This is a genomic window from Burkholderia sp. MR1-5-21, assembly GCF_053427715.1.
The window spans coordinates 91,415-109,686 of the sequence record NZ_JBSAXD010000020.1; the positions used below are offsets into that span (position 1 = coordinate 91,415).

Genomic DNA, 18,272 nt, shown 5'->3' on the forward strand with positions numbered 1-18,272 from the left:
GCTCAGGCGTTTTCCAGCACGATGCCTTCGACGATGTTCGCGACATCCTCGAATTTGTCGGTGATGCGTTCGAGCAGGTCATAGACGCCCTTCAGCTTGATCAGCGTCTTCACGTCGATATCCTGGCGAAAGAGTTTCGATATTGCGGCGCGCAGCACCCGGTCGGCGCGGGTTTCCAGCGCATCGATTTCCTCGCAGGCCTTGAGGATTACCGCCGACTGCTTCATGTCGGCAAGCTTGTTGACCGCGATCTGCGTCTGCAGCGCCGACTGCGTGACGATCTCCGCGAGCTCGCTGGCTTCCGCCGTGACGGACTTCAGGTCGTAGACCACGACGGTGGTCGCGACATCCTCCATCAGGTCGAGGATGTCGTCCATCGTCGTGATCAACTTGTGGATTTCATCCCGGTCGATCGGCGTGATGAAGGTCTTGTGCAGCAGTTCGATCGCTTCGTGTGCGAGCTTGTCGCCGGTCCGTTCGGCCGTCTGGACGTTGGCCATGTGCGTGTCGGCATCGACGAGATGGTCGATGAGCGTCTGAAGCTCGCACGCTGCCGAGACGATGTGCTGCGCGTGCGTATCGAAGATGTCGAAAAAGCGGGTCTCGACGGGAAGGAATCGGCCAAGCATGGTTTCTCCGGGGAAAACTGGGTGGGGTTATTCGAATTCGGCCGCGCAGCGTGATCGCGAAGCGCGCAACGGGATCGCGGCGTATCGCGGCAGGTGACGTGTGTGGCCACGACGGGGGCGCGCGCCGTCGCGGCGGTCGTGGACAAGCCCGCGCCGGGTGCGCGGATCTCCGGAAGTATCGAGTCGTGTCATGGGTGCTCCTGGCGCCGGGCGTCGCACGTCGGGAGCGCCACGACGTCAACGATGGACGAGCGCTTCCCGCCGCGCCGCGTCGGGCGCGATCGGCTGGTGAAAGGCTGGGAGTCGGGCGTTCGCCGGCATGGCACGCGAACGCGCCCCGGCGAACGGTAATCGGCTACTGTCGTCGTCCATTTCGAACTCCTGTCGATCTGAGCGGCACGCACGCGCGCCGGGGCCGCGCATGCGCAGGCATGCGGCCGGACACGCGCGCGTGACGCGGTTCACGCACGGGCGCCACCCGAGCGATCGAGCGGCAACTGAAATGTCGAGTACGGGAATTTCGGATCGACGGGACGTCCGATCCGGAAAGACACCGCATCCTGCTATCCCGGGATGCGGCAGAAGACAAGGCTCTGCGAAGCTTCCTCAGGCGGCAGTCAGGTTGGTGCAGGACCAACTACAACTCGCATCGGCAGGCACAGAAGCCTCCATGAATTGAAACGAGCGCAATGGTAAGAGGGAACCGCGAGGCACGTCAATCAAAAACTTCGCGATCGTTTCGCGTGGCGTTTTCCGGTGTTTCGCTCGGGCGGGTGCGCGCATTGCCGTCACCGGCATTCCCAGGGGGCGATCGCGCCGATCGGAACGCGCGACGGGATTCCATCAGTGCGCCGAAATAATTTCGAGACAAGCATGCGCAGCCCGATCGGCAGGATGGGCGTCGCGCTCAACGCTACACGCGTCAGCGTCGAACGCGATGCGCTGGAACGCGACGCGCGCATTGCACGTCACGCCGGTCCGACGACGACGGCCGTGCCGTAGCAGATCACTTCGGTGACGCCCGAACCAATCTCGGTCGAGTCGTAGCGCATCGCAACGACCGCGTTCGCGCCCAGCTTGCGCGCATCGGCAAGCATCTTGTCGAACGCCTGCTGGCGGGCCTTCTCGCACAGCGACGTATAAAGCGTGATGTTGCCGCCGAACAGCGTTTGCAGCGACGCGCCGAACGAGCCGACGATCGAGCGCGATCGAACCACAATGCCCTGCGCGACGCCGAGCGAGCGGACGGTCGTATGGCCGGGCAGGTCGAACGCAGTGGTGACGCGATCGTGCGAAAGATCGCCGAGGGAGCGGGAGAGGTCGGTCATGATGGGTTAGCGTTTTGCCGTAGTGGTCGAATGACGATTCTATCCGGACGGGAACGGAAGCCCGATCACTGACGGCGATACGGTGCCGCGATGCCGCGCACGGTACGCACGCCGCCCGAACGGGCGCAGGCAGCCAGCCGCGCCCGTTCTTCCATCATCGCGAGACGTGACTCAATCCGAGTCCGTCACGGCTTCGCGATTGCGGCGCCGTCTCCGCCGAGATCGACCGCATACGCCAGCGCCAGCTTGCCGAACTTCAGCGCGTGACTGGCCTGGCGATCCGAGTTCTCCAGCGTGTCGTTCACGGTATGGATATACGGACTGTCGTTCTGGTCGGCTTCGAACGGGAACGACGCCGGATAGCCCTGCGCATTCCACGATGCGTGATCCGAGCACGCATATCCGCACTGCGACGTGCCGACCGCGAGCTCAGGCAGGTAGGTTTTTGCCAGATTCGTCAGGTAGGTGTTCTGCGCGGCGTTCGTGTAGTCGGTGATCAGGTAGATGTCTTTCGTGTCGCCCTTGTAGTTCGTCATGTCGAGCTGCAGCACGCCGACCACGTTCGCGTTCTGCGCGCGGAACTGCTTCGCGATCGCCTTCGACCCGAGCAGGCCGGCTTCCTCGGCCGAGTAGCCGACGAACTGGATCGTCCGTTTCGGCCGGTAGCCGTTTGCCAGCAGCACGCGCAGCGCTTCGGTCAGGCTCGCGATGCCGGATGCGTCGTCATCCGCGCCGGGCGCGCGGGTGTTCTCCGACGTGCGGCCGACAGTCGAATCGATGTGGCCGCCGAGCACGACCGTTCCCGCCGAAGGATCGCTGCCCCGGATCGTCAGGATCACCGATTTCTGCGGCCAGCCGGCATGCGTGAACTGTTCGACACGGATGTCGGTGCGCGAACCCGCAAGCTGCTTCCACTGCAGCGCGAGCCAGTCGGATGCGGCGACGCCGTGCGACGTCGTGTAGTAGCGGTTCGTGAAGCCCGACAACGACGTGATCGTGCCGACGATGTTGCTGGCCTGCAGCTGCTGGATCCAGTTCCTGATCTGGGGTGCGTTCGCGACCTTGTACGCGGGCGCGGCAGCCTGCTTCGCGAGCGATGGCGGCAGCGGTTGCAGTGCCTGGCGCGCTTCGTCGTACGAGTCGTGCACGATGTAGCCCGGGCCGTGGCCTCGGTGTCGATGCACGGTCTGCGCAAGCTCGCCGAGTAGCGCGTCGTCGACCTGCACGACATGGACGGTGTCGTGGCGGTCGGCGCCATCTGCGGTCTTGCCTGCCGCGACGGTCGCGCTGTACCGCGAAGTCGCACCGGCGTCGATGCGCTGAAGCTGCCGGAAGGCCGGATCGCCGAGCGTGATCCATACGGGCGCCGCATGCGCGGCGGCGGCGAACAGGGTGCCGCATAGCGCGGCGCTCAGGTGTCTGCGTTTCAGGGTAGGCATGTTCGATCTCATCAGGGTAGCGATGTCGAGGAAAGAGGGCGCCTGGCAGGTCTTGCGCTTCGCCCCGCCTGCAGTGGCATCAGGATTTCTGCGGCACGGTCACGCCGTATGTGCAGCTCTTGTTGTACGCGTTGCCGATCGCGGTGAGCTGCGCGCTGCTGTAGCCGAGCGCGGCCGCCGCGGAGAGCACGGCCTGCGCGGCGGCCTTCTGGTTCGTCGTGCTGTTGGTCATCGACAGGCCCTTCAGGAACGCCTTGTCCATCGCCTGCGCGCCGATCGCGTCGCGTGCGACGAGGTTGCACGACGCCCAGTACTGGCCGGCCGTGTGGATCTCGGCGCCGCGCGCCTGCGCGTAGGTGCGGCCGACGTTCCAGTTAGTGACGCGGCCGCCCCAGAACTCGTTGTGGCCGTCCCAGTTGTAGACCCAGTTGTACTGCGCGTCGGACGGACTCCACTGGTTGAAGTCGCGGCTGTACGCGGCCGCGAGGTAGTCGCCCGTGCCTTCCGACAGGCCTTCCTGCTGCGACAGGCCGCCGTTGGTCACCCAGTCGTGAATGCCGTGGCCGAGTTCGTGGATCACGACGTCAGCGTCCTCGGCATCGTCGACGCCGCCCTGGCCGAACGTCAGCTTGCCGCTGCTCGACGAGTACGACGAGTTGTCGTCGCCGGATTCGCCGTGCGGGTCGTACTGCACGCCACCCGAATACTGGTATGGCATCGCCTTGACGCCGAGCGTCTGGTTCACGTAGCGCAGGAACGTGTCGATGTGGTAGTACGCGTTGACCGCCTCGAAATAGAGGTTGCCGCGCGTGAACTCGAAGTTCGGCGTCGCTTGCACCGGGCACGCGTTGTCGCGCGGCGCGTCGAAATCGACGCAGACCGCGTACGGGCCGGCAAGCGCGTAGGTCGAGCCCGATTGCGCAAGGTCCTTCAGCGTCACGCGCACGCGCGCGGCGGTCAGTTGCGCAGAGTCGGCGTCGTTGTTGTCCTTGTAGCCGGCGGTGCCGTAGCTGCTTTGGGTCGGCGACAGCGGATCCGGCCGGAACACGAAGCCGGTGCCGTCGGTCGCGTAGAACGCCTTGTCCTCGGCGCGCAGCACTTCGCCGCTGCTCGCGTCGATCAGCAGCTCCCAGTCGCCTTTCGGGCCATCCTGCGGCCGGCCGCGCACTTTCCACGCGGTATGCGTGCCGGTCGTATCGACGAACGCGACGAGCTGCGCATCGACGTTCGTGAAGCCGCCCACGCCGAGATAGGCGCGCGCGCGGTCGAACGCCTGCTGCCGGTCGACCGCCTGCGATTTGGCGGACCGGGCGACGACGCCGTTGACCGCATTGCTCGCGACGTAAAGGATGCGGCCGTCCTTCGCGACCGTCACCGCGATATCGCTGCCGTACACGGGCAGCTCGGCCGCCTGCTGCTGGAGGCGCACGACGGTGAAGTCGGCGTCCTTGCGTTCCGAGGTCACGACGAGACTCGCGAGCGCGGCTGCGTCGAGCCCGAGCTGCGCGGCTTGCGACGCGACGAAGTCGCGGGCCGTCGCCGCGGGCGTGGCGGCCGCCTTCTTCGCGCGATACGCCGGGTTGTACAGCGTAACGGCGACACCATCGGCACGGAACTGCCCGGCCGCCGAATCCGACTTCGCGGCAGGTGGCGCGACGCCGCGCGTCAGGCTGTCGCGCAGGCTCGACGCCTGCGGATTCGAGACCTTTGCGTCGGCGCCGGCGGTACCGGCGAAGCCGAACCCCAGCGCAATGCTCAATGCGATCGGCAATGCTTTGCGTGATGTCTGCATACGTGATCCTCGTTTCAACGGTTGGAAAAGCCCGCGCCGTCTCGGGGCGCAGGCACGACACAGCCCGCGCCCCGACTCGCGAAAGCCGGTGCGACGAGGCAGCGTTGCGGGGTGGCGACTGACTAAGGAAAACTAAATGTCAGGTCGAAAGGAAACAGGAGGGCGGAGAGGCGGGGAAGCGGACGGCGGGCAGGTGCAGCGACGGCGAATCGAGCATCGTCATGTCATACCCCTCGGATCGGTGAATGAGCAGGCAGCCCGCATGCCTCTGCGTGCCCGAATCGTGCCGGGCCAAGGCTCTCATCTCCTTGGGCTGCCCTTTTGATTTCGAGATATGTTACAGAACATTTTCATCTGCATTGCGATTTATTTTCGAATGAGGCTTCGCACTGTCGATCAATTGTCAGGATTGTTCAGCGAACGGCCGGAAACGTCGCCGGATTGCGTAATGCTCCGTTGCTTTGTGTGCAAAGTTGGTGATTTGCGCGTGCGTGTCAGCGCAGCACACGGCGATCGCTGCGCGGGCTGATGCCGAAGCGGGTGCGATAGGTCCGCGAGAAATGCGACGGCGATTCGAAGCCGCACGCGACGCAGATCGCGGTGATCGTCATGTCGGTCTGCTGCAGCAGTTCGCGCGCGCGGTCGAGTCGCAGGTTCAGGTAGAAGCGTGTCGGCGTGTCGTTCAGCATCGCGCTGAACAGCCGTTCGAGCTGGCGCCGCGTGATCGCGACTTCGTCCGCGAGCGCGTCGGGCCCGAGCGGATTCTCCATGTGCCGCTGCATCGTGCCGATCACCTGGATCAGCTTGCGGTTGTGCACGCCGTAGCGCGCGGCGATCTCGAGCCGCTGGCTGTCCGAGCGCTGGCGGATCCGGCTGACGACGAACTGTTCCGAGATCGCGGCCGCGAGGTCCGCGCCGTGCCGCCGGCCGATCAGGTCGAGCATCATGTCGATCGACGCGGTGCCGCCCGCGCACGTGATGCGTCGCTCGCCGATCTCGAACAGTTCTTGCGTCGCCTTCAGGTCCGGATAGCGCTCGCGGAATGCGGCGAGCGCTTCCCAGTGCAGCGTGAGCGTGTCCGACGGACCGAACAACCCGGCTTCGGCCAGCACGAAGCTGCCGGTATCGATCCCGCCGAGCGTCGCGCCGTGCCGGTGCTGCTTGCGTAGCCAGTCGGCGAGCCCGCGCGTGTAGCAGTCGAGCGGATCGAATCCGGCGACGACGAACACCGTGCCGACGTGCTCGACGTCCGCATACGCGGCTTCCGCGGCGAGCGGGATGCCGTTGCTCGCGGGCACCGGCGCGCCGTCCGCGCTGAGCACGTGCCAGCGGTAAAGCTCGGTGCGAAAGCGGTTCGCGACGCGCAGCGGTTCGAGCGCGGACATGAAGCCGAGCGCGGAGAAGCCGGGCAGCAGCAGGAAATGGAAATCCTCGGGCATGGGGGGCGGGACTGGATCAGATGCGTGTGTGGCTTGCGATCGGAGCGGTTGCGAGGCTTTGTGTGGCTTCCGTGGTGTCGTATCAGGGCTGCTCCGGCGCAAACGCCTGGCGCTTGCGATATTCGGCAGGCGTGATCCCGACATGCTTCGAAAACGTGCGCCTCAGCGTGTCGACATTGGCGAAGCCGCATTTTGCGGCGACCTGCTTCGGCGTATCGTGCCCATTTTCGAGCAGTTTGCGGGCCGTGGCTATGCGGGTTGTCTCGACCCATGCTGCCGGCGTCATGCCGACTTCCGCGCGGAACAGCCGGGCGAAGTGCCGAGGGCTCATGCCGGCGTGCTTCGCCATTTCCGCGATCGAGTGGTCAAGCGCCGGATTCGCGGCGATCCATCGCTGCACCTCCTGCAGGACGGAGCGCCCGACCGGGCGTGCCTCGCCCTTGCGGCTGAACTGGAGCTGCCCGCCGGGGCGCTTGAAGAACATGACCAGTTGCGCCGCGACGCGCCGTGCGATGTCGAGGCCGAGATCTTCCTCCACCAGGGCCAATGCCAGATCCAGGCCAGCCGTCACGCCGGCGCCCGTGCGCAGCTTGCCATCTCGCACGTATAGCGCGTCTTCGTCGACCGACAGCGATGGATAGGCCTCGGCCAGCGCCTCGGCCGCGGCCCAGTGGGTGGTCAGGCGACGCCCTTTCAGCAGGCCGGTGGCGGCCAGTATGAACGCGCCGGTGCAGATCGAACCGTACCGCTTGCTCTGTACGGCCGCCGATCGCAGCCATGCCAGCACGTCGGTGCGAAGCACGACATGACCGGCGCTCGGCGCGCCGGCGACAAGCAGTGTGTCGATGCGCTCGGGGATATCGGGAATGACCCGGTCGGGCAGCAACTGCGCACCGGAAGAACTGCGGATCGGGCCCGGTTCGCTGGCGATGATCCGCAACGTATAGAACGCCTTGCCGAGCTCGGCGTTCGCTTGCGCGAAGACATCGAGCGGCGCGGAGACATCGAGCAGTTGAACGCCTGGCACGGCGAAGATACCCACGACTTTCGGCATGACCGGAACGGATTGGTGTTGCGTCGAGCGCGACGCGTAGCAGTATAGACGCCCCGTGATTTCGGAACGCGATCCGAGTCGCAACGCGTGCGTTGTCATCACGGCGCCGTGGCCGTCCGTCACGCAAAATGGCAGGATTTGTCGTGATGCGTCTATTGAAGACAACTATCGAATCCGGAGAATCGAAGGTGTTTTCCATGGAGGTCGATCATGACTATGAACGTTGGCGGCATCACCATTCCCGATAGCCAGATGTCTCGCGAGATTACCGAGCTGGTCCGCGATACGGCGTCGCCTTTGCTGTTCCATCACTCGAGCCGCGTCTACTACTTCGCCGCGCTGGCGGGCCAGCGTCGCGGGCTCAAGTACGATCCCGAGCTGCTGTACTGCGGGTGCATGTTTCACGACATGGGGCTGACGCACGAACACAGCAGCGACTGCGAGCGCTTCGAGGTGGACGGCGCCAATGCCGCGCGAGATTTCCTCAAGGGCAAGGGCATTGCCCCGCAGGACATCGACGTCGTGTGGACCGCGATTGCACTGCACACGACGCCCGGAATCCCGCAGCACATGCATCCCGTCATCGCGCTCGTGACGGCCGGTGTCGAAATGGATGTGCTGGGGCTCACGTATGCGGAATACAGCGACGTCGAGCGGGAGGCCGTCGTTCACGCACATCCGCGTACGCCGCACTTCAAGGAGGACATCATCCAGGCGTTCTACGATGGGATCAGGCACAAGCCGGCGACGACGTTCGGCAACGTCAAGGCAGACGTGCTGGCCGACAAGGATCCGCATTTTCATGCGACGAATTTCTGCAGTGTGATCCGGTCTTCTGCCTGGGGCGGATGAGTTTGCGTTGCTCGGGGCGCGGTTCGGGCTGGCGGCCATGAACCGCGCGCCGTTCGCACGAGCCGAAGGCTGGCGGCTCGGGCCTGACTGCAACGGTACCCCGATTTCCTCGGCGCAACGAGACAAGCCAGAATAATCGCCAATAACCCGCCGAGCCCCGTCCAGCAAGGAATCTACAAGACCTAGTGGTTTTTACGCATAGTCGCACCTGGTCAAGAACAGGTCGCGGGCGGTCGCTTTGCCGCGAATATGGCTCGTTACTTTTGATGCCACGATGCAGGCCGGGACGCATCCCGCCAACCACCTGCTCGCTCCATCGAACCGGGAGGAACCATGAAGTCGAGAAAGTTTGCCGCGCTCGGCGCGGTGTGGCTGGCGGCGTGTGCGTGGTCGACCGCGTCGCTCGCCGGGCAGGATCCCGAGAGCTGCCGCAACGTGCGCTTCGCCGACATTGGGTGGACCGACATCACGTCGACCACCGCGATGGCGTCGACGGTGTTCGAGGCGCTCGGCTACAAGCCGACCACGACGATTTCGTCGGTGCCGATCTCGTTCGCGGGGCTCAAGAGCAAGCAGCTCGACGTGTCGCTCGGCTACTGGTGGCCGGTGCAGCAGAAGCAGCTCCAGCCGTTCCTCGACAGCAAGTCGATCAACGTCGTCGAGACGCCGAACCTGTCCGGCGCGAAGGCGACGCTCGCGGTGCCGAGCTATGAATACCAGGCGGGCCTGAAGACTTTTGAAGACATCGCGAAGCACCGCGCGGAACTCGACGGCAAGATCTACGGGATCGAGCCGGGCAGCAGCGCGAACGCGACGATCCAGAAGATGATCGACACGAACCAGTACGGGCTCGGCGGCTTCAAGCTCGTCGAATCGAGCGAGGCGGGCATGCTCGTCACCGTCGATCGCGCGATCCGCGACAAGAAGTGGGTCGTATTTCTCGGCTGGGAGCCCCATCCGATGAACATCCAGATCAGCATGAACTACCTGTCGGGCGGCGATGCGTCGTTCGGGCCGAACTACGGCGAAGCGCGCGTGTACACGCTCACCGCGCCCGACTTCATCGCGCGCTGCCCGAACGCGGGCAAGCTCGTCACGAACCTGCGCTTCACGACGCAGCTCGAGAACCAGCTGATGCAGTCGGTGATGAACAAGACGAAGCCGTCCGAGGCCGCGAAGGCCTACCTGAAGAAAAACCCGCAGGTGCTCGATCCGTGGCTCGCGGGCGTGAAGACGTTCGACGGCAAGGACGGCCTGCCGGCGGTGAAGGCCTATCTCGGCCTGTGACGGAGACAGAGACGGACACCATGCTCCGGTGTCCTGACGATCCACGAAGCAACCAGAACCCAACGAGGCAATCAGCATGAACCACGAAGTCATCGTGACGTGCGCCGTGACCGGCGCGGGCGATACGGTCGGCAAGCACCCGGCGATTCCGGTCACGCCGAAGGAGATCGCGGCCGCCGCGATCGAGGCGGCCAAGGCAGGCGCGACGGTCGCGCACTGCCATGTGCGCGATCCGCAGACGGGGCGCGGCAGCCGCGATCCGAACCTGTACCGCGAAGTGGTCGACCGGATCCGCTCGGCCGACGTCGACGTGATCATCAACCTGACGGCCGGCATGGGCGGCGATCTCGAGATCGGCCCCGGCGAGGACCCGATGCGCTTCGGCAAGGGCACCGACCTCGTCGGCGGCCTGACGCGCCTCGTGCACGTCGAGGAGCTGCTGCCGGAAATCTGCACGCTCGACTGCGGCACGCTGAATTTCGGCGACGGCGACTACATCTACGTGTCGACGCCCGCGCAACTGCGCGCCGGCGCGAAGCGCATCCAGGAACTCGGCGTGAAGCCGGAGCTGGAGATTTTCGACACCGGGCATCTGTGGTTCGCGAAGCAGCTGCTGAAGGAAGGCCTGCTCGACGATCCGCCGCTGTTCCAGCTTTGCCTCGGCATTCCGTGGGGCGCGCCGGCCGACACCGGCACGATGAAGGCGATGGTCGACAACCTGCCGCCGGGCGCGCACTGGGCCGGTTTCGGCATCGGCCGGATGCAGATGCCGATGGTCGCGCAGGCGATGCTGCTCGGCGGTCACGTGCGCGTCGGTCTCGAGGACAACCTGTGGCTCGATCGCGGCGTGCCCGCGTCGAACGGCTCGCTCGTCGAGCGTGCGCGCGAACTCGTCGAGCGTCTCGGCGGCCGCGTGCTGACGCCGGCCGAAGGGCGTCGCAAGCTCGGCCTGCCGGCGCGCGGCGAGCGTCCGCTCGAACGCCGCGCGATCGCCGAATTTGCCTGAGGTCCGAATGCAGCACGGCGGCTGCACGGATGCGGCCGTCGCCCGATTTCACTCGATTTGAAGGATGCGTTTGTCATGGCTGTGATTACCGACATCAAGACGTTCGCCGCAATCGGCACCGGCGTGATCGGCAGCGGTTGGGTTGCCCGCGCGCTCGCGCACGGTCTCGACGTGGTGGTATGGGATCCCGCGCCCGGCGCGGAGAAGCAACTGCGCGCGAATGTCGCGAATGCGTGGCCCGCGCTGGAGCGCGTCGGCCTCGCGCCGGGCGCCGATCCCGCGCGCCTGCGCTTCGTCGCGACGATCGACGAATGCGTCGCCGGCGCGGACTTCATCCAGGAAAGCGCGCCCGAGCGCGAGGCGCTGAAGCTGGAACTGCACGAGCAGATCAGCCGCGCGGCGAAGCCGGACGCGATCATCGCGTCGTCGACGTCGGGGCTGCTGCCGACCGATTTCTATGCGCGCGCGACGCATCCGGAGCGCTGCGTGGTCGGCCATCCGTTCAATCCCGTGTACCTGCTGCCGCTCGTCGAGGTGCTCGGCGGCGCGCGCACCGCGCCCGAAGCTGTGGAAGCGGCGATGCAGATCTATCGCCGTCTCGGCATGCGGCCGCTGCACGTGCGCAAGGAAGTGCCGGGCTTCATCGCGGACCGGCTGCTCGAGGCGCTGTGGCGCGAGGCGCTGCACCTCGTCAACGAAGGCGTCGCGACGACGGGCGAGATCGACGACGCGATCCGCTTCGGCGCGGGCATCCGCTGGTCGTTCATGGGCACGTTCCTGACCTACACGCTCGCCGGCGGCGATGCGGGCATGCGACACTTCATGCAGCAATTCGGCCCGGCGCTCGAGCTGCCGTGGACGAAGCTCGTCGCGCCGCAACTGACCGACGCATTGATCGACCGCGTCGTCGACGGCACGACCGAGCAGCAGGGCACGCGCAGCATCAAGGAACTCGAGCGTTATCGCGACGAGTGCATTACCGAGGTGCTGCGCGCGATCGCCGCGGTGAAGGCGCGGCATGGCATGCGATTCGAGGACTGAACGATGACGGGCGATACCCCGCTGACGATATACCGCGACGTCGTGCGGCCCGAATGGGTCGACTACAACGGGCACCTGCGCGATGCGTTCTACCTGCTGATCTTCAGCTTCGCGACCGATGCGCTGCTGGACCGCATCGGTCTCGACGACGCGGCGCGCAAGTCGCGGGGACGCTCGGTCTACACGCTCGAGACGCATATCAACTACCTGCACGAGATCAAGGAGGGGCGGCGCGTGCGGGTCGACGCGCGCGTGCTCGCGCACGACGCGAAGCGGCTGCACCTGTATCTGGAGCTGTTCGCGGACGGGCTCGACGAGCCGGTGTCCGCGAGCGAGCAGATGATGCTGCATGTCGACACGCGCGACGGCGCGAAATCGGCGCCGTTCGATGCCGATGTCGCGGAGCAGGTCGCGGCGCTGCACGCGTTGCAGCGCGAGAGCCCGCCACCCGCCTATGCGGGGCGCGTGATCGGCCTGCCGCCGTCACGCCGCTGACGCCGGACGCGAACGATGCTCGAAGCGGAAATCGCGGCGTTCGTCGCGGCAGTCGACGCATGGTATCCGGCGGATGCGGCGACGCGTTCGCCGGACGAGCAGCGCCGCGTGTACGAGCGTTTTGCGGCCGCGTGGACGCCGGCGTCGCTGCCGCCGGGAATCGTGCAGGAAGACCGCGCGTATTGCGCGCCGGACGGCCGCGTCATTCCGCTGCGCCGCTACCGGCCCGCGCACGGTGCGCCGCGCGGCACCGTGCTGTTTTTTCATGGCGGCGGATTCGTCGTCGGGTCGCTCGACAGTCATGCGCTGATCGCGGCGCGCCTCGCGGCCGATGCCGGGCTGGAGGTGATCGCGGTCGATTACCGGCTTGCGCCTGAGCATCCGGCGCCGGCTGCGCTCGACGATTGCCTGACCGTCACTTGCGCGGCGCTGGTGGCGCATTTGCCGTTCGGGCCGTGCACGCGACCGTTGACGCTCGCGGGAGACAGCGCGGGCGGCATGCTCGCGGCGGCCGTCGCGACGACGCTGCGCGACACGGGCGAGAACGGGATCGACGGCATCGCGCTCGTCTATCCGATGCTCGGCAGCGAGCCGCAGCGGCCGGCGCGTGACACCGAAGCGCACGCGCCGATGCTGACCCTCGACGATGTCCATCGCTATCGCGCTTTGTATTGGGGGGATCGACCGCCGCCGAGTGGAACGATGCCGCTCGACGCCGCGCGTTTCGACGGCTTGCCCCCGGTGCTCGCGATCGGCGCGCAGCACGATCCGCTGCGGGACGATGCACGGGTCTACGTCGAGCGGATTCGCGAGGCGGGCGGCATCGCGCGTTTCTGGCTTGGGGAAGGGCTCGTGCACGGCTGTTGGCGTGCGCTCGACACGAGTCCGCAGGCGGCGCGGATGCATCGCGAGATCGCGGCGTTCCTCGTCGCGCCGCGCGCGTGATCCGCCGCGCGTAACGGCGGGCGGTCGCACACACGAACCGGTGACGTCGGTGAATTCGCTGCACCCAGCGAAAAAGCGCCCGGACGCGAGGCGCCCGGGCGAAGCCGTCCCTTTCGGTGCGGCGGAGGTTTCCTGTTCACAAAAAAAGACGAGCCCGACAGCGGGGCTCGTCCGGATACTGGATGCGCGATGCGCGACGCCCGCAACGGGCGCGTGACGCTTACTGACCGAAGAAGATCGAGTCGCGCGGGTTCGACTTCGTCTCGGCAGCCGGGCTGCCTGCACGGACGACCGGCGCGGCTTGCGCGCCGTAGCCGCTGTTGTCGTCACCATGCACGCGCGCTTGCGCAGCCTGGATGTCTTCCGGGTAGTACGGGCTCGACACGCCCGGCTTGTAGCCGGCCTTCTCGAGCTGGACCAGCTCGTTGCGCACTTGCGCGCGGGTCACGGTGCTTTGCGCGAATGCGCCGAACGAAGCGGACAGGGCGGTAGCGGCAACGACTGCATAAACGAGCGATTTCATGATGACCTCCGGTGTTTTATTGAGTTCGCTCTCGACACCATGTCTTAAGCGATTGATGAAATCTTAGTCACCGGGGTCTTCAGGGTAAACGCCAACTTTGATTAAAGATTGTTTCCTGAGCGGTAAAAATGCGGCGCTGAATCAATCTTTCAATGTGCTTTCGTTTCGCGCTGCGCAATAAGCGTGAAGAAGGAGCGAGCGATCAACGGGTGTCCGGCGCGGCGGCACCGCCGCCATACGGTCCGGCCGCCACGCGATCCGCTGCAACGCCCGAACTGAGATAACGCACGCCCGTCGCGGCTTCCGAAGCCTCCCGCAGCAACGCCGCGCGACCGGCGTCGCGTGCGGCGCGTGCAGTCGCGCGATCCATCCCCGGACCGGCGAATTGCAGGCTGGTCGCCGCGTAGCCGTGCTGCGCGAGAGGCAGACAAGCGACGGCTATAGACGGGCGCTTCCAGCACCTGTCATGCCGGGAACAGGCTCTGACGATAGATCGGTATTACTTGCCGCCCGACAGGCCGAGCACTTCGGCTGCGGAGATCATCGCGGCCGCGTTCGCCGGCGCCGGGCGTTCGGCGGGGCGAAACACTTCGTCGCCGCGCTGGATGACCTGGCGCGACAGCGCGCAGGTGCCGGTGCGCTGCGCGAAGCGGCGGCGCCAGCGCTGCTCGCCGTAGTGACAGCGGCCGGGTTCGACCCAGCGGATGACGAGCAGCGTATCGGAACGTTCGAGGATTTCGACGTGGACGTCGGCGGCATCGAGCGCAGGCAGGGATTTGGAGGCCTTCATTTTGCCGTTTCCTAAAGCTCGTGCGGAACCGGCCCGGGCAGTGGATCTCACTGCCCGATCGCGATTCCGTAGCGGTTTCCATGAGTGGTCCGCTAAATGTAAGCGTCTGTGACCGGAAAAAACATCCTGTCTGGCTCAAATTACCTTTTGCCGATTCAGAAACAATCCAGGCTTACTTTCGTCGAAAACCGTAGACAAAAACGCCCCGGACGGGACGCGTCCGGGGCGGCAAAACAGGCCGCGCCGTCATGCCCTCTCGCCAGGGCACGGGGACGCCGCACAGGACGGAGTGCCCGCCGGGATCGGAGGCGGGCGGGTGTGGTGTCACCATCGGCGGGCCATGCAGGTCATGATGGCGGGCGCGGACCGTTGGGACGCTGACGCGAAGATGACTTTCCTGTCAGATTCGCCCAATGTCTTGTCAGATTCGTCCAAAGGCATGCTGGGCGGGCCCGGCGCCGTCCTCCGACGCCCTGCGATTCCCCCCTGACGCCCTCCGATTCCCGATTTCCATGCTCGGGAAAACACTGAATCCCATTTCCGTGACAAGTCGAAAATCACTTCCTATGATTGGTTGGACCTTTGGTCCTTTGTGCCAATCGGACAGGAGTGGAACCCATGAGACTGCAGGGCAAGCGCGCGCTCGTCACGGCGGCCGGACAGGGCATCGGCCGCGCCACCGCATTGCGTTTCGCGCGCGAAGGCGCCGACGTGCTCGCGACGGATATCAACGACGCGACGCTCGCGAAGCTCGCGGCCGATGCCGGGGACGCGGGCGGCCGGCTGATGACGCGGCACCTCGACGTGACCCGCGCGCACGACGTGACGGAACTGGCCGCCACCGAAGCCGCGTTCGACGTGTTGTTCAACTGCGCCGGCTACGTGCATCACGGCACGATCCTCGACTGCGACGACGACGCGTGGACGTTCTCGTGGGACCTGAACGTGACGTCGATGGTCCGGCTGATCCGCGCGCTGCTGCCCGCGATGATCGCCGCGGGCGGCGCGTCGATCGTCAACATGGCGTCCGCCGCGTCGAGCGTGAAGGGCGTGCCGAACCGCTTCGTGTACGGCACGACCAAGGCCGCGGTGATCGGCCTGACGAAATCGGTCGCCGCGGATTTCGTCGAGCACCGGATCCGCTGCAACGCGATCTGTCCGGGCACGATCGAGTCACCGTCGCTGGAGGCGCGGATCGCCGAGCAGGCGCGCGTGCGCGGCGTATCGACCGACATCGTGCGGCAGGGCTTCGTCGCCCGCCAGCCGATGGGGCGGATCGGCACCGCGGACGAAGTGGCCGCACTCGCGCTGTACCTGGCGTCCGACGAATCGTCGTTCACGACCGGCGCCATTCATCTGATCGACGGCGGCTGGTCGAACTGACACCGACCGCGCGCCACGTCCTCCACCTGTTGTCTTCTTCTTGACCAACGACATGAAACTGCTGAGATACGGCCCGAAGCACCACGAAAAGCCCGGCCTGCTCGATGCGCACGGGGGCATCCGCGATCTGTCCGGCGTGGTCGACGACATCGCCGGCGACGTGCTGACCCCGGCGTCGCTCGCGCGCCTGTCGGGCATTGCGCCGTCCGACCTGCCGCTCGTCGACGGCACGCCGCGGCTCGGCGCGTGCGTCGGCCGGGTCGGCAAGTTCATCTGCATCGGGCTCAACTATTCCGATCACGCGGCCGAATCCGGCATGGAAGTGCCCAAGGAGCCGGTCGTGTTCGGCAAATGGACGAGCGCGATCTGCGGGCCGAACGACGACGTCGAGATTCCGCGCGGCGCCGAAAAGACCGACTGGGAAGTCGAGCTCGGCGTCGTGATCGGCGCCGGCGGCCGCTACATCGCCGAAGCCGATGCGCTGTCGCACGTCGCCGGCTATTGCGTCGTCAACGACGTGTCGGAGCGCGAGTACCAGCTCGAGCGCGGCGGCACGTGGGACAAGGGCAAGGGCTGCGACACGTTCGGCCCGCTCGGGCCGTGGCTCGTGACGGCCGACGAGGTGCCCGATCCGCATGCGCTGCGGCTGTGGCTCGACGTCGACGGCCGGCGCTACCAGGACGGCACGACCGCGACGATGATCTTCCGCGTGCCGTTCCTCGTCAGCTACCTGAGCCGCTTCATGAGCCTGCAGCCGGGCGACGTGATCTCGACCGGCACGCCGCCCGGCGTCGGCCTCGGGCAGAAGCCGCCTGTCTATCTGCGCGCGGGCCAGGCGATGTCGCTCGGCATCACGGGGCTCGGCGAGCAGCGCCAGCGTACCGTGCAGGGCTGATTTCCTTTATCGGACGGTTCGTCATGCCTATCATTCGATCGATGCGCGTCCTCGACGTGCGCTTTCCGACCTCGCGCCAGCTCGACGGCTCCGACGCGATGAATCCGGACCCCGATTATTCGGCGGCCTACGTGATTCTCGAAACGGACCGCGACGGGCTCGAAGGCCACGGGCTCACGTTCACGATCGGACGCGGCAACGAGATCTGCTGCGCGGCGATCGATGCGTTGCGCCATCTCGTCGTCGGCCTCGATCTCGACTGGATCCGCGAGGACATGGGCCGGTTCTGGCGGCACGTGACGTCGGACAGCCAGTTGCGCTGGATCGGCCCGGACAAGGGCGCGATCCATCTCGCGACCGGCGCCGTCGTCAACGCGGTGTGGGACCTGTCGGCGAAAGCCGAACGCAAGCCGCTGTGGCGGCTCGTCGCGGACCTGTCGCCGGAGGCGTTCGTGCGCGCGATCGATTTCCGCTACCTGCGCGACTGCCTGACCGAGGACGAAGCGCTCGAGATCCTGCGGCGGCAGGCGCCCGGCAAGGCCGAACGCATCGCGACGCTGGAGCGCGACGGCTACCCTTGCTATACGACGTCGGCGGGCTGGCTCGGCTATGCGGACGACAAGCTGCGGCGCCTGTGCCAGGAAGCGGTCGACGCGGGGTTCGATCACGTGAAGCTGAAGGTCGGCGCGAACCTCGAGGACGACATCCGCCGCGTAACGATCGCGCGCGACGTGATCGGCCCCGAGCGCAAGCTGATGATCGACGCGAACCAGGTGTGGGAAGTGGACGAGGCGATCGACTGGGTGCACGAGCTGGCGTTTGCGCGGCCGTGGTTCATCGAGGAGCCGACGAGCCCCGACGATATCGAAGGGCATCGCAAGATCCGCGAGGCGATCGCGCCGGTGCAGGTCGCGACGGGCGAGATGTGCCAGAACCGCGTGATGTTCAAGCAGTTCATCGCGCGCGGCGCGATCGACGTCGTGCAGGTCGATGCGTGCCGGATCGGCGGCGTCAACGAGATTCTCGGCGTGATGCTGATGGCCGCGAAATACGGGCTGCCGGTCTGCCCGCATGCCGGCGGCGTCGGGCTGTGCGAATACGTGCAGCACCTGTCGATGATCGACTACGTGTGCATCTCCGGCACGAAGGAGGGGCGCGTGACCGAGTACGTCGATCACCTGCATGAGCATTTCGTCACGCCGTGCGTCGTGCGCGGCGCGGCGTACATGCCGCCGACGGCGCCCGGCTTCTCGATCGAGATGAAGCGGGAGTCGCTCGAACGGTATCGCTTCCGCGGCTAGGGCAGGTTCACGCCAATAACGGGCTTGCGCTGCGCGCCGGAAGGGCCGAGCGCAACGAGCGGGACGCAGCGAA

Annotated in this window: 17 protein-coding genes; 9 read left to right on the forward strand and 8 right to left on the reverse strand. The window is 66.2% G+C overall.

The genetic code is table 11. The annotated features are described in order from the left end of the window. Positions 1-2: 2 nt before the first annotated feature. From ACV229_RS25290 to ACV229_RS25315, 6 genes are all read right to left on the reverse strand, one after another. Positions 3-629 carry a DUF47 domain-containing protein gene (locus tag ACV229_RS25290; RefSeq protein ID WP_448085840.1) on the reverse strand — a complete coding sequence of 209 codons (627 nt, stop codon included), beginning with the start codon at positions 627-629 and terminating at the stop codon, positions 3-5. 968 nt (positions 630-1,597) lie between these two features. Beyond that, positions 1,598-1,957 carry a YbjQ family protein gene (locus ACV229_RS25295; protein WP_448085841.1) on the reverse strand — a complete coding sequence of 120 codons (360 nt, stop codon included), beginning with the start codon at positions 1,955-1,957 and terminating at the stop codon, positions 1,598-1,600. A gap of 185 nt (positions 1,958-2,142) precedes the next feature. After that, the gene (locus ACV229_RS25300; RefSeq protein WP_448085842.1) at positions 2,143-3,396 is read right to left on the reverse strand and encodes a M28 family metallopeptidase; all 1,254 of its coding nucleotides are present in this window, start codon (positions 3,394-3,396) and stop codon (positions 2,143-2,145) included. A gap of 79 nt (positions 3,397-3,475) precedes the next feature. Next, positions 3,476-5,188, reverse strand: a complete 1,713-nt coding sequence (locus ACV229_RS25305) for a M36 family metallopeptidase (RefSeq protein ID WP_448085843.1) — start codon at positions 5,186-5,188, stop codon at positions 3,476-3,478. Positions 5,189-5,682: 494 nt separating this feature from the next. Continuing rightward, the gene (locus ACV229_RS25310) at positions 5,683-6,627 is read right to left on the reverse strand and encodes a GlxA family transcriptional regulator (RefSeq protein ID WP_448085844.1); all 945 of its coding nucleotides are present in this window, start codon (positions 6,625-6,627) and stop codon (positions 5,683-5,685) included. A gap of 82 nt (positions 6,628-6,709) precedes the next feature. Then, entirely contained in the window at positions 6,710-7,681 is a 972-nt protein-coding gene (locus ACV229_RS25315) for a GlxA family transcriptional regulator (RefSeq protein ID WP_448085845.1), read from the reverse strand. Between the two features lie 210 nt (positions 7,682-7,891). On the opposite strand from ACV229_RS25315, the gene ACV229_RS25320 reads away from it, so the two are divergent. The 6 genes from ACV229_RS25320 to ACV229_RS25345 all read left to right on the forward strand — a co-directional run bounded on the left by ACV229_RS25320 (position 7,892) and on the right by ACV229_RS25345 (position 13,307). Then, positions 7,892-8,533 (forward strand): HD domain-containing protein, encoded by a 642-nt coding sequence (locus ACV229_RS25320; protein ID WP_448085846.1) that lies wholly within the window; start codon positions 7,892-7,894, stop codon positions 8,531-8,533. A gap of 333 nt (positions 8,534-8,866) precedes the next feature. Next, positions 8,867-9,820 (forward strand): choline ABC transporter substrate-binding protein, encoded by a 954-nt coding sequence (locus ACV229_RS25325; RefSeq protein ID WP_448085847.1) that lies wholly within the window; start codon positions 8,867-8,869, stop codon positions 9,818-9,820. A 76-nt stretch (positions 9,821-9,896) separates the two neighbouring features. Beyond that, a complete protein-coding gene (locus ACV229_RS25330; RefSeq protein ID WP_448085848.1) occupies positions 9,897-10,826 on the forward strand; it encodes a 3-keto-5-aminohexanoate cleavage protein in 930 nt (309 codons plus the stop codon). 75 nt (positions 10,827-10,901) lie between these two features. Then, complete coding sequence (locus tag ACV229_RS25335) at positions 10,902-11,867, forward strand: L-carnitine dehydrogenase (RefSeq protein WP_448085849.1); 966 nt, start codon at positions 10,902-10,904, stop codon at positions 11,865-11,867. 3 nt (positions 11,868-11,870) lie between these two features. After that, on the forward strand, positions 11,871-12,362 hold the full coding sequence (locus ACV229_RS25340) for a thioesterase family protein (RefSeq protein ID WP_448085850.1): 492 nt from the start codon (positions 11,871-11,873) through the stop codon (positions 12,360-12,362). A 15-nt stretch (positions 12,363-12,377) separates the two neighbouring features. Next, positions 12,378-13,307 carry an alpha/beta hydrolase gene (locus ACV229_RS25345; protein WP_448085851.1) on the forward strand — a complete coding sequence of 310 codons (930 nt, stop codon included), beginning with the start codon at positions 12,378-12,380 and terminating at the stop codon, positions 13,305-13,307. A gap of 220 nt (positions 13,308-13,527) precedes the next feature. Here the strand turns inward: ACV229_RS25345 and ACV229_RS25350 are convergent, their stop codons facing one another. Both ACV229_RS25350 and ACV229_RS25355 read right to left on the reverse strand, forming a co-directional pair. Next, complete coding sequence (locus ACV229_RS25350; protein ID WP_448085852.1) at positions 13,528-13,830, reverse strand: DUF4148 domain-containing protein; 303 nt, start codon at positions 13,828-13,830, stop codon at positions 13,528-13,530. Between the two features lie 499 nt (positions 13,831-14,329). After that, positions 14,330-14,620 (reverse strand): DUF3331 domain-containing protein, encoded by a 291-nt coding sequence (locus tag ACV229_RS25355; RefSeq protein ID WP_448085853.1) that lies wholly within the window; start codon positions 14,618-14,620, stop codon positions 14,330-14,332. A gap of 618 nt (positions 14,621-15,238) precedes the next feature. On the opposite strand from ACV229_RS25355, the gene ACV229_RS25360 reads away from it, so the two are divergent. Genes ACV229_RS25360 through ACV229_RS25370 form a run of 3 tightly spaced genes read left to right on the forward strand, consistent with a single transcriptional unit; the run spans position 15,239 to position 18,199 of the window. Continuing rightward, complete coding sequence (locus tag ACV229_RS25360) at positions 15,239-16,003, forward strand: SDR family oxidoreductase (RefSeq protein ID WP_448085854.1); 765 nt, start codon at positions 15,239-15,241, stop codon at positions 16,001-16,003. 52 nt (positions 16,004-16,055) lie between these two features. After that, positions 16,056-16,898: an ureidoglycolate lyase gene (locus ACV229_RS25365; RefSeq protein ID WP_448085855.1), complete on the forward strand. Its 843-nt coding sequence runs from the start codon at positions 16,056-16,058 to the stop codon at positions 16,896-16,898. Positions 16,899-16,921: 23 nt separating this feature from the next. Beyond that, entirely contained in the window at positions 16,922-18,199 is a 1,278-nt protein-coding gene (locus tag ACV229_RS25370) for an L-fuconate dehydratase (RefSeq protein ID WP_448085856.1), read from the forward strand. The last annotated feature ends 73 nt before the right edge of the window (positions 18,200-18,272 follow it).

Excerpts from the sequence above, each read along its gene's own strand:
- ACV229_RS25290 (WP_448085840.1), bottom strand. The coding sequence starts at position 629 with ATGCTTGGCCGATTCCTTCCCGTCGAGACCCGCTTTTTCGACATCTTC.
- ACV229_RS25295 (WP_448085841.1), bottom strand. The coding sequence starts at position 1,957 with ATGACCGACCTCTCCCGCTCCCTCGGCGATCTTTCGCACGATCGCGTC.
- ACV229_RS25300 (WP_448085842.1), bottom strand. The coding sequence starts at position 3,396 with ATGCCTACCCTGAAACGCAGACACCTGAGCGCCGCGCTATGCGGCACC.
- ACV229_RS25305 (WP_448085843.1), bottom strand. The coding sequence starts at position 5,188 with ATGCAGACATCACGCAAAGCATTGCCGATCGCATTGAGCATTGCGCTG.
- ACV229_RS25310 (WP_448085844.1), bottom strand. The coding sequence starts at position 6,627 with ATGCCCGAGGATTTCCATTTCCTGCTGCTGCCCGGCTTCTCCGCGCTC.
- ACV229_RS25315 (WP_448085845.1), bottom strand. The coding sequence starts at position 7,681 with ATGCCGAAAGTCGTGGGTATCTTCGCCGTGCCAGGCGTTCAACTGCTC.
- ACV229_RS25320 (WP_448085846.1), top strand. The coding sequence starts at position 7,892 with ATGACTATGAACGTTGGCGGCATCACCATTCCCGATAGCCAGATGTCT.
- ACV229_RS25325 (WP_448085847.1), top strand. The coding sequence starts at position 8,867 with ATGAAGTCGAGAAAGTTTGCCGCGCTCGGCGCGGTGTGGCTGGCGGCG.
- ACV229_RS25330 (WP_448085848.1), top strand. The coding sequence starts at position 9,897 with ATGAACCACGAAGTCATCGTGACGTGCGCCGTGACCGGCGCGGGCGAT.
- ACV229_RS25335 (WP_448085849.1), top strand. The coding sequence starts at position 10,902 with ATGGCTGTGATTACCGACATCAAGACGTTCGCCGCAATCGGCACCGGC.
- ACV229_RS25340 (WP_448085850.1), top strand. The coding sequence starts at position 11,871 with ATGACGGGCGATACCCCGCTGACGATATACCGCGACGTCGTGCGGCCC.
- ACV229_RS25345 (WP_448085851.1), top strand. The coding sequence starts at position 12,378 with ATGCTCGAAGCGGAAATCGCGGCGTTCGTCGCGGCAGTCGACGCATGG.
- ACV229_RS25350 (WP_448085852.1), bottom strand. The coding sequence starts at position 13,830 with ATGAAATCGCTCGTTTATGCAGTCGTTGCCGCTACCGCCCTGTCCGCT.
- ACV229_RS25355 (WP_448085853.1), bottom strand. The coding sequence starts at position 14,620 with ATGAAGGCCTCCAAATCCCTGCCTGCGCTCGATGCCGCCGACGTCCAC.
- ACV229_RS25360 (WP_448085854.1), top strand. The coding sequence starts at position 15,239 with ATGAGACTGCAGGGCAAGCGCGCGCTCGTCACGGCGGCCGGACAGGGC.
- ACV229_RS25365 (WP_448085855.1), top strand. The coding sequence starts at position 16,056 with ATGAAACTGCTGAGATACGGCCCGAAGCACCACGAAAAGCCCGGCCTG.
- ACV229_RS25370 (WP_448085856.1), top strand. The coding sequence starts at position 16,922 with ATGCCTATCATTCGATCGATGCGCGTCCTCGACGTGCGCTTTCCGACC.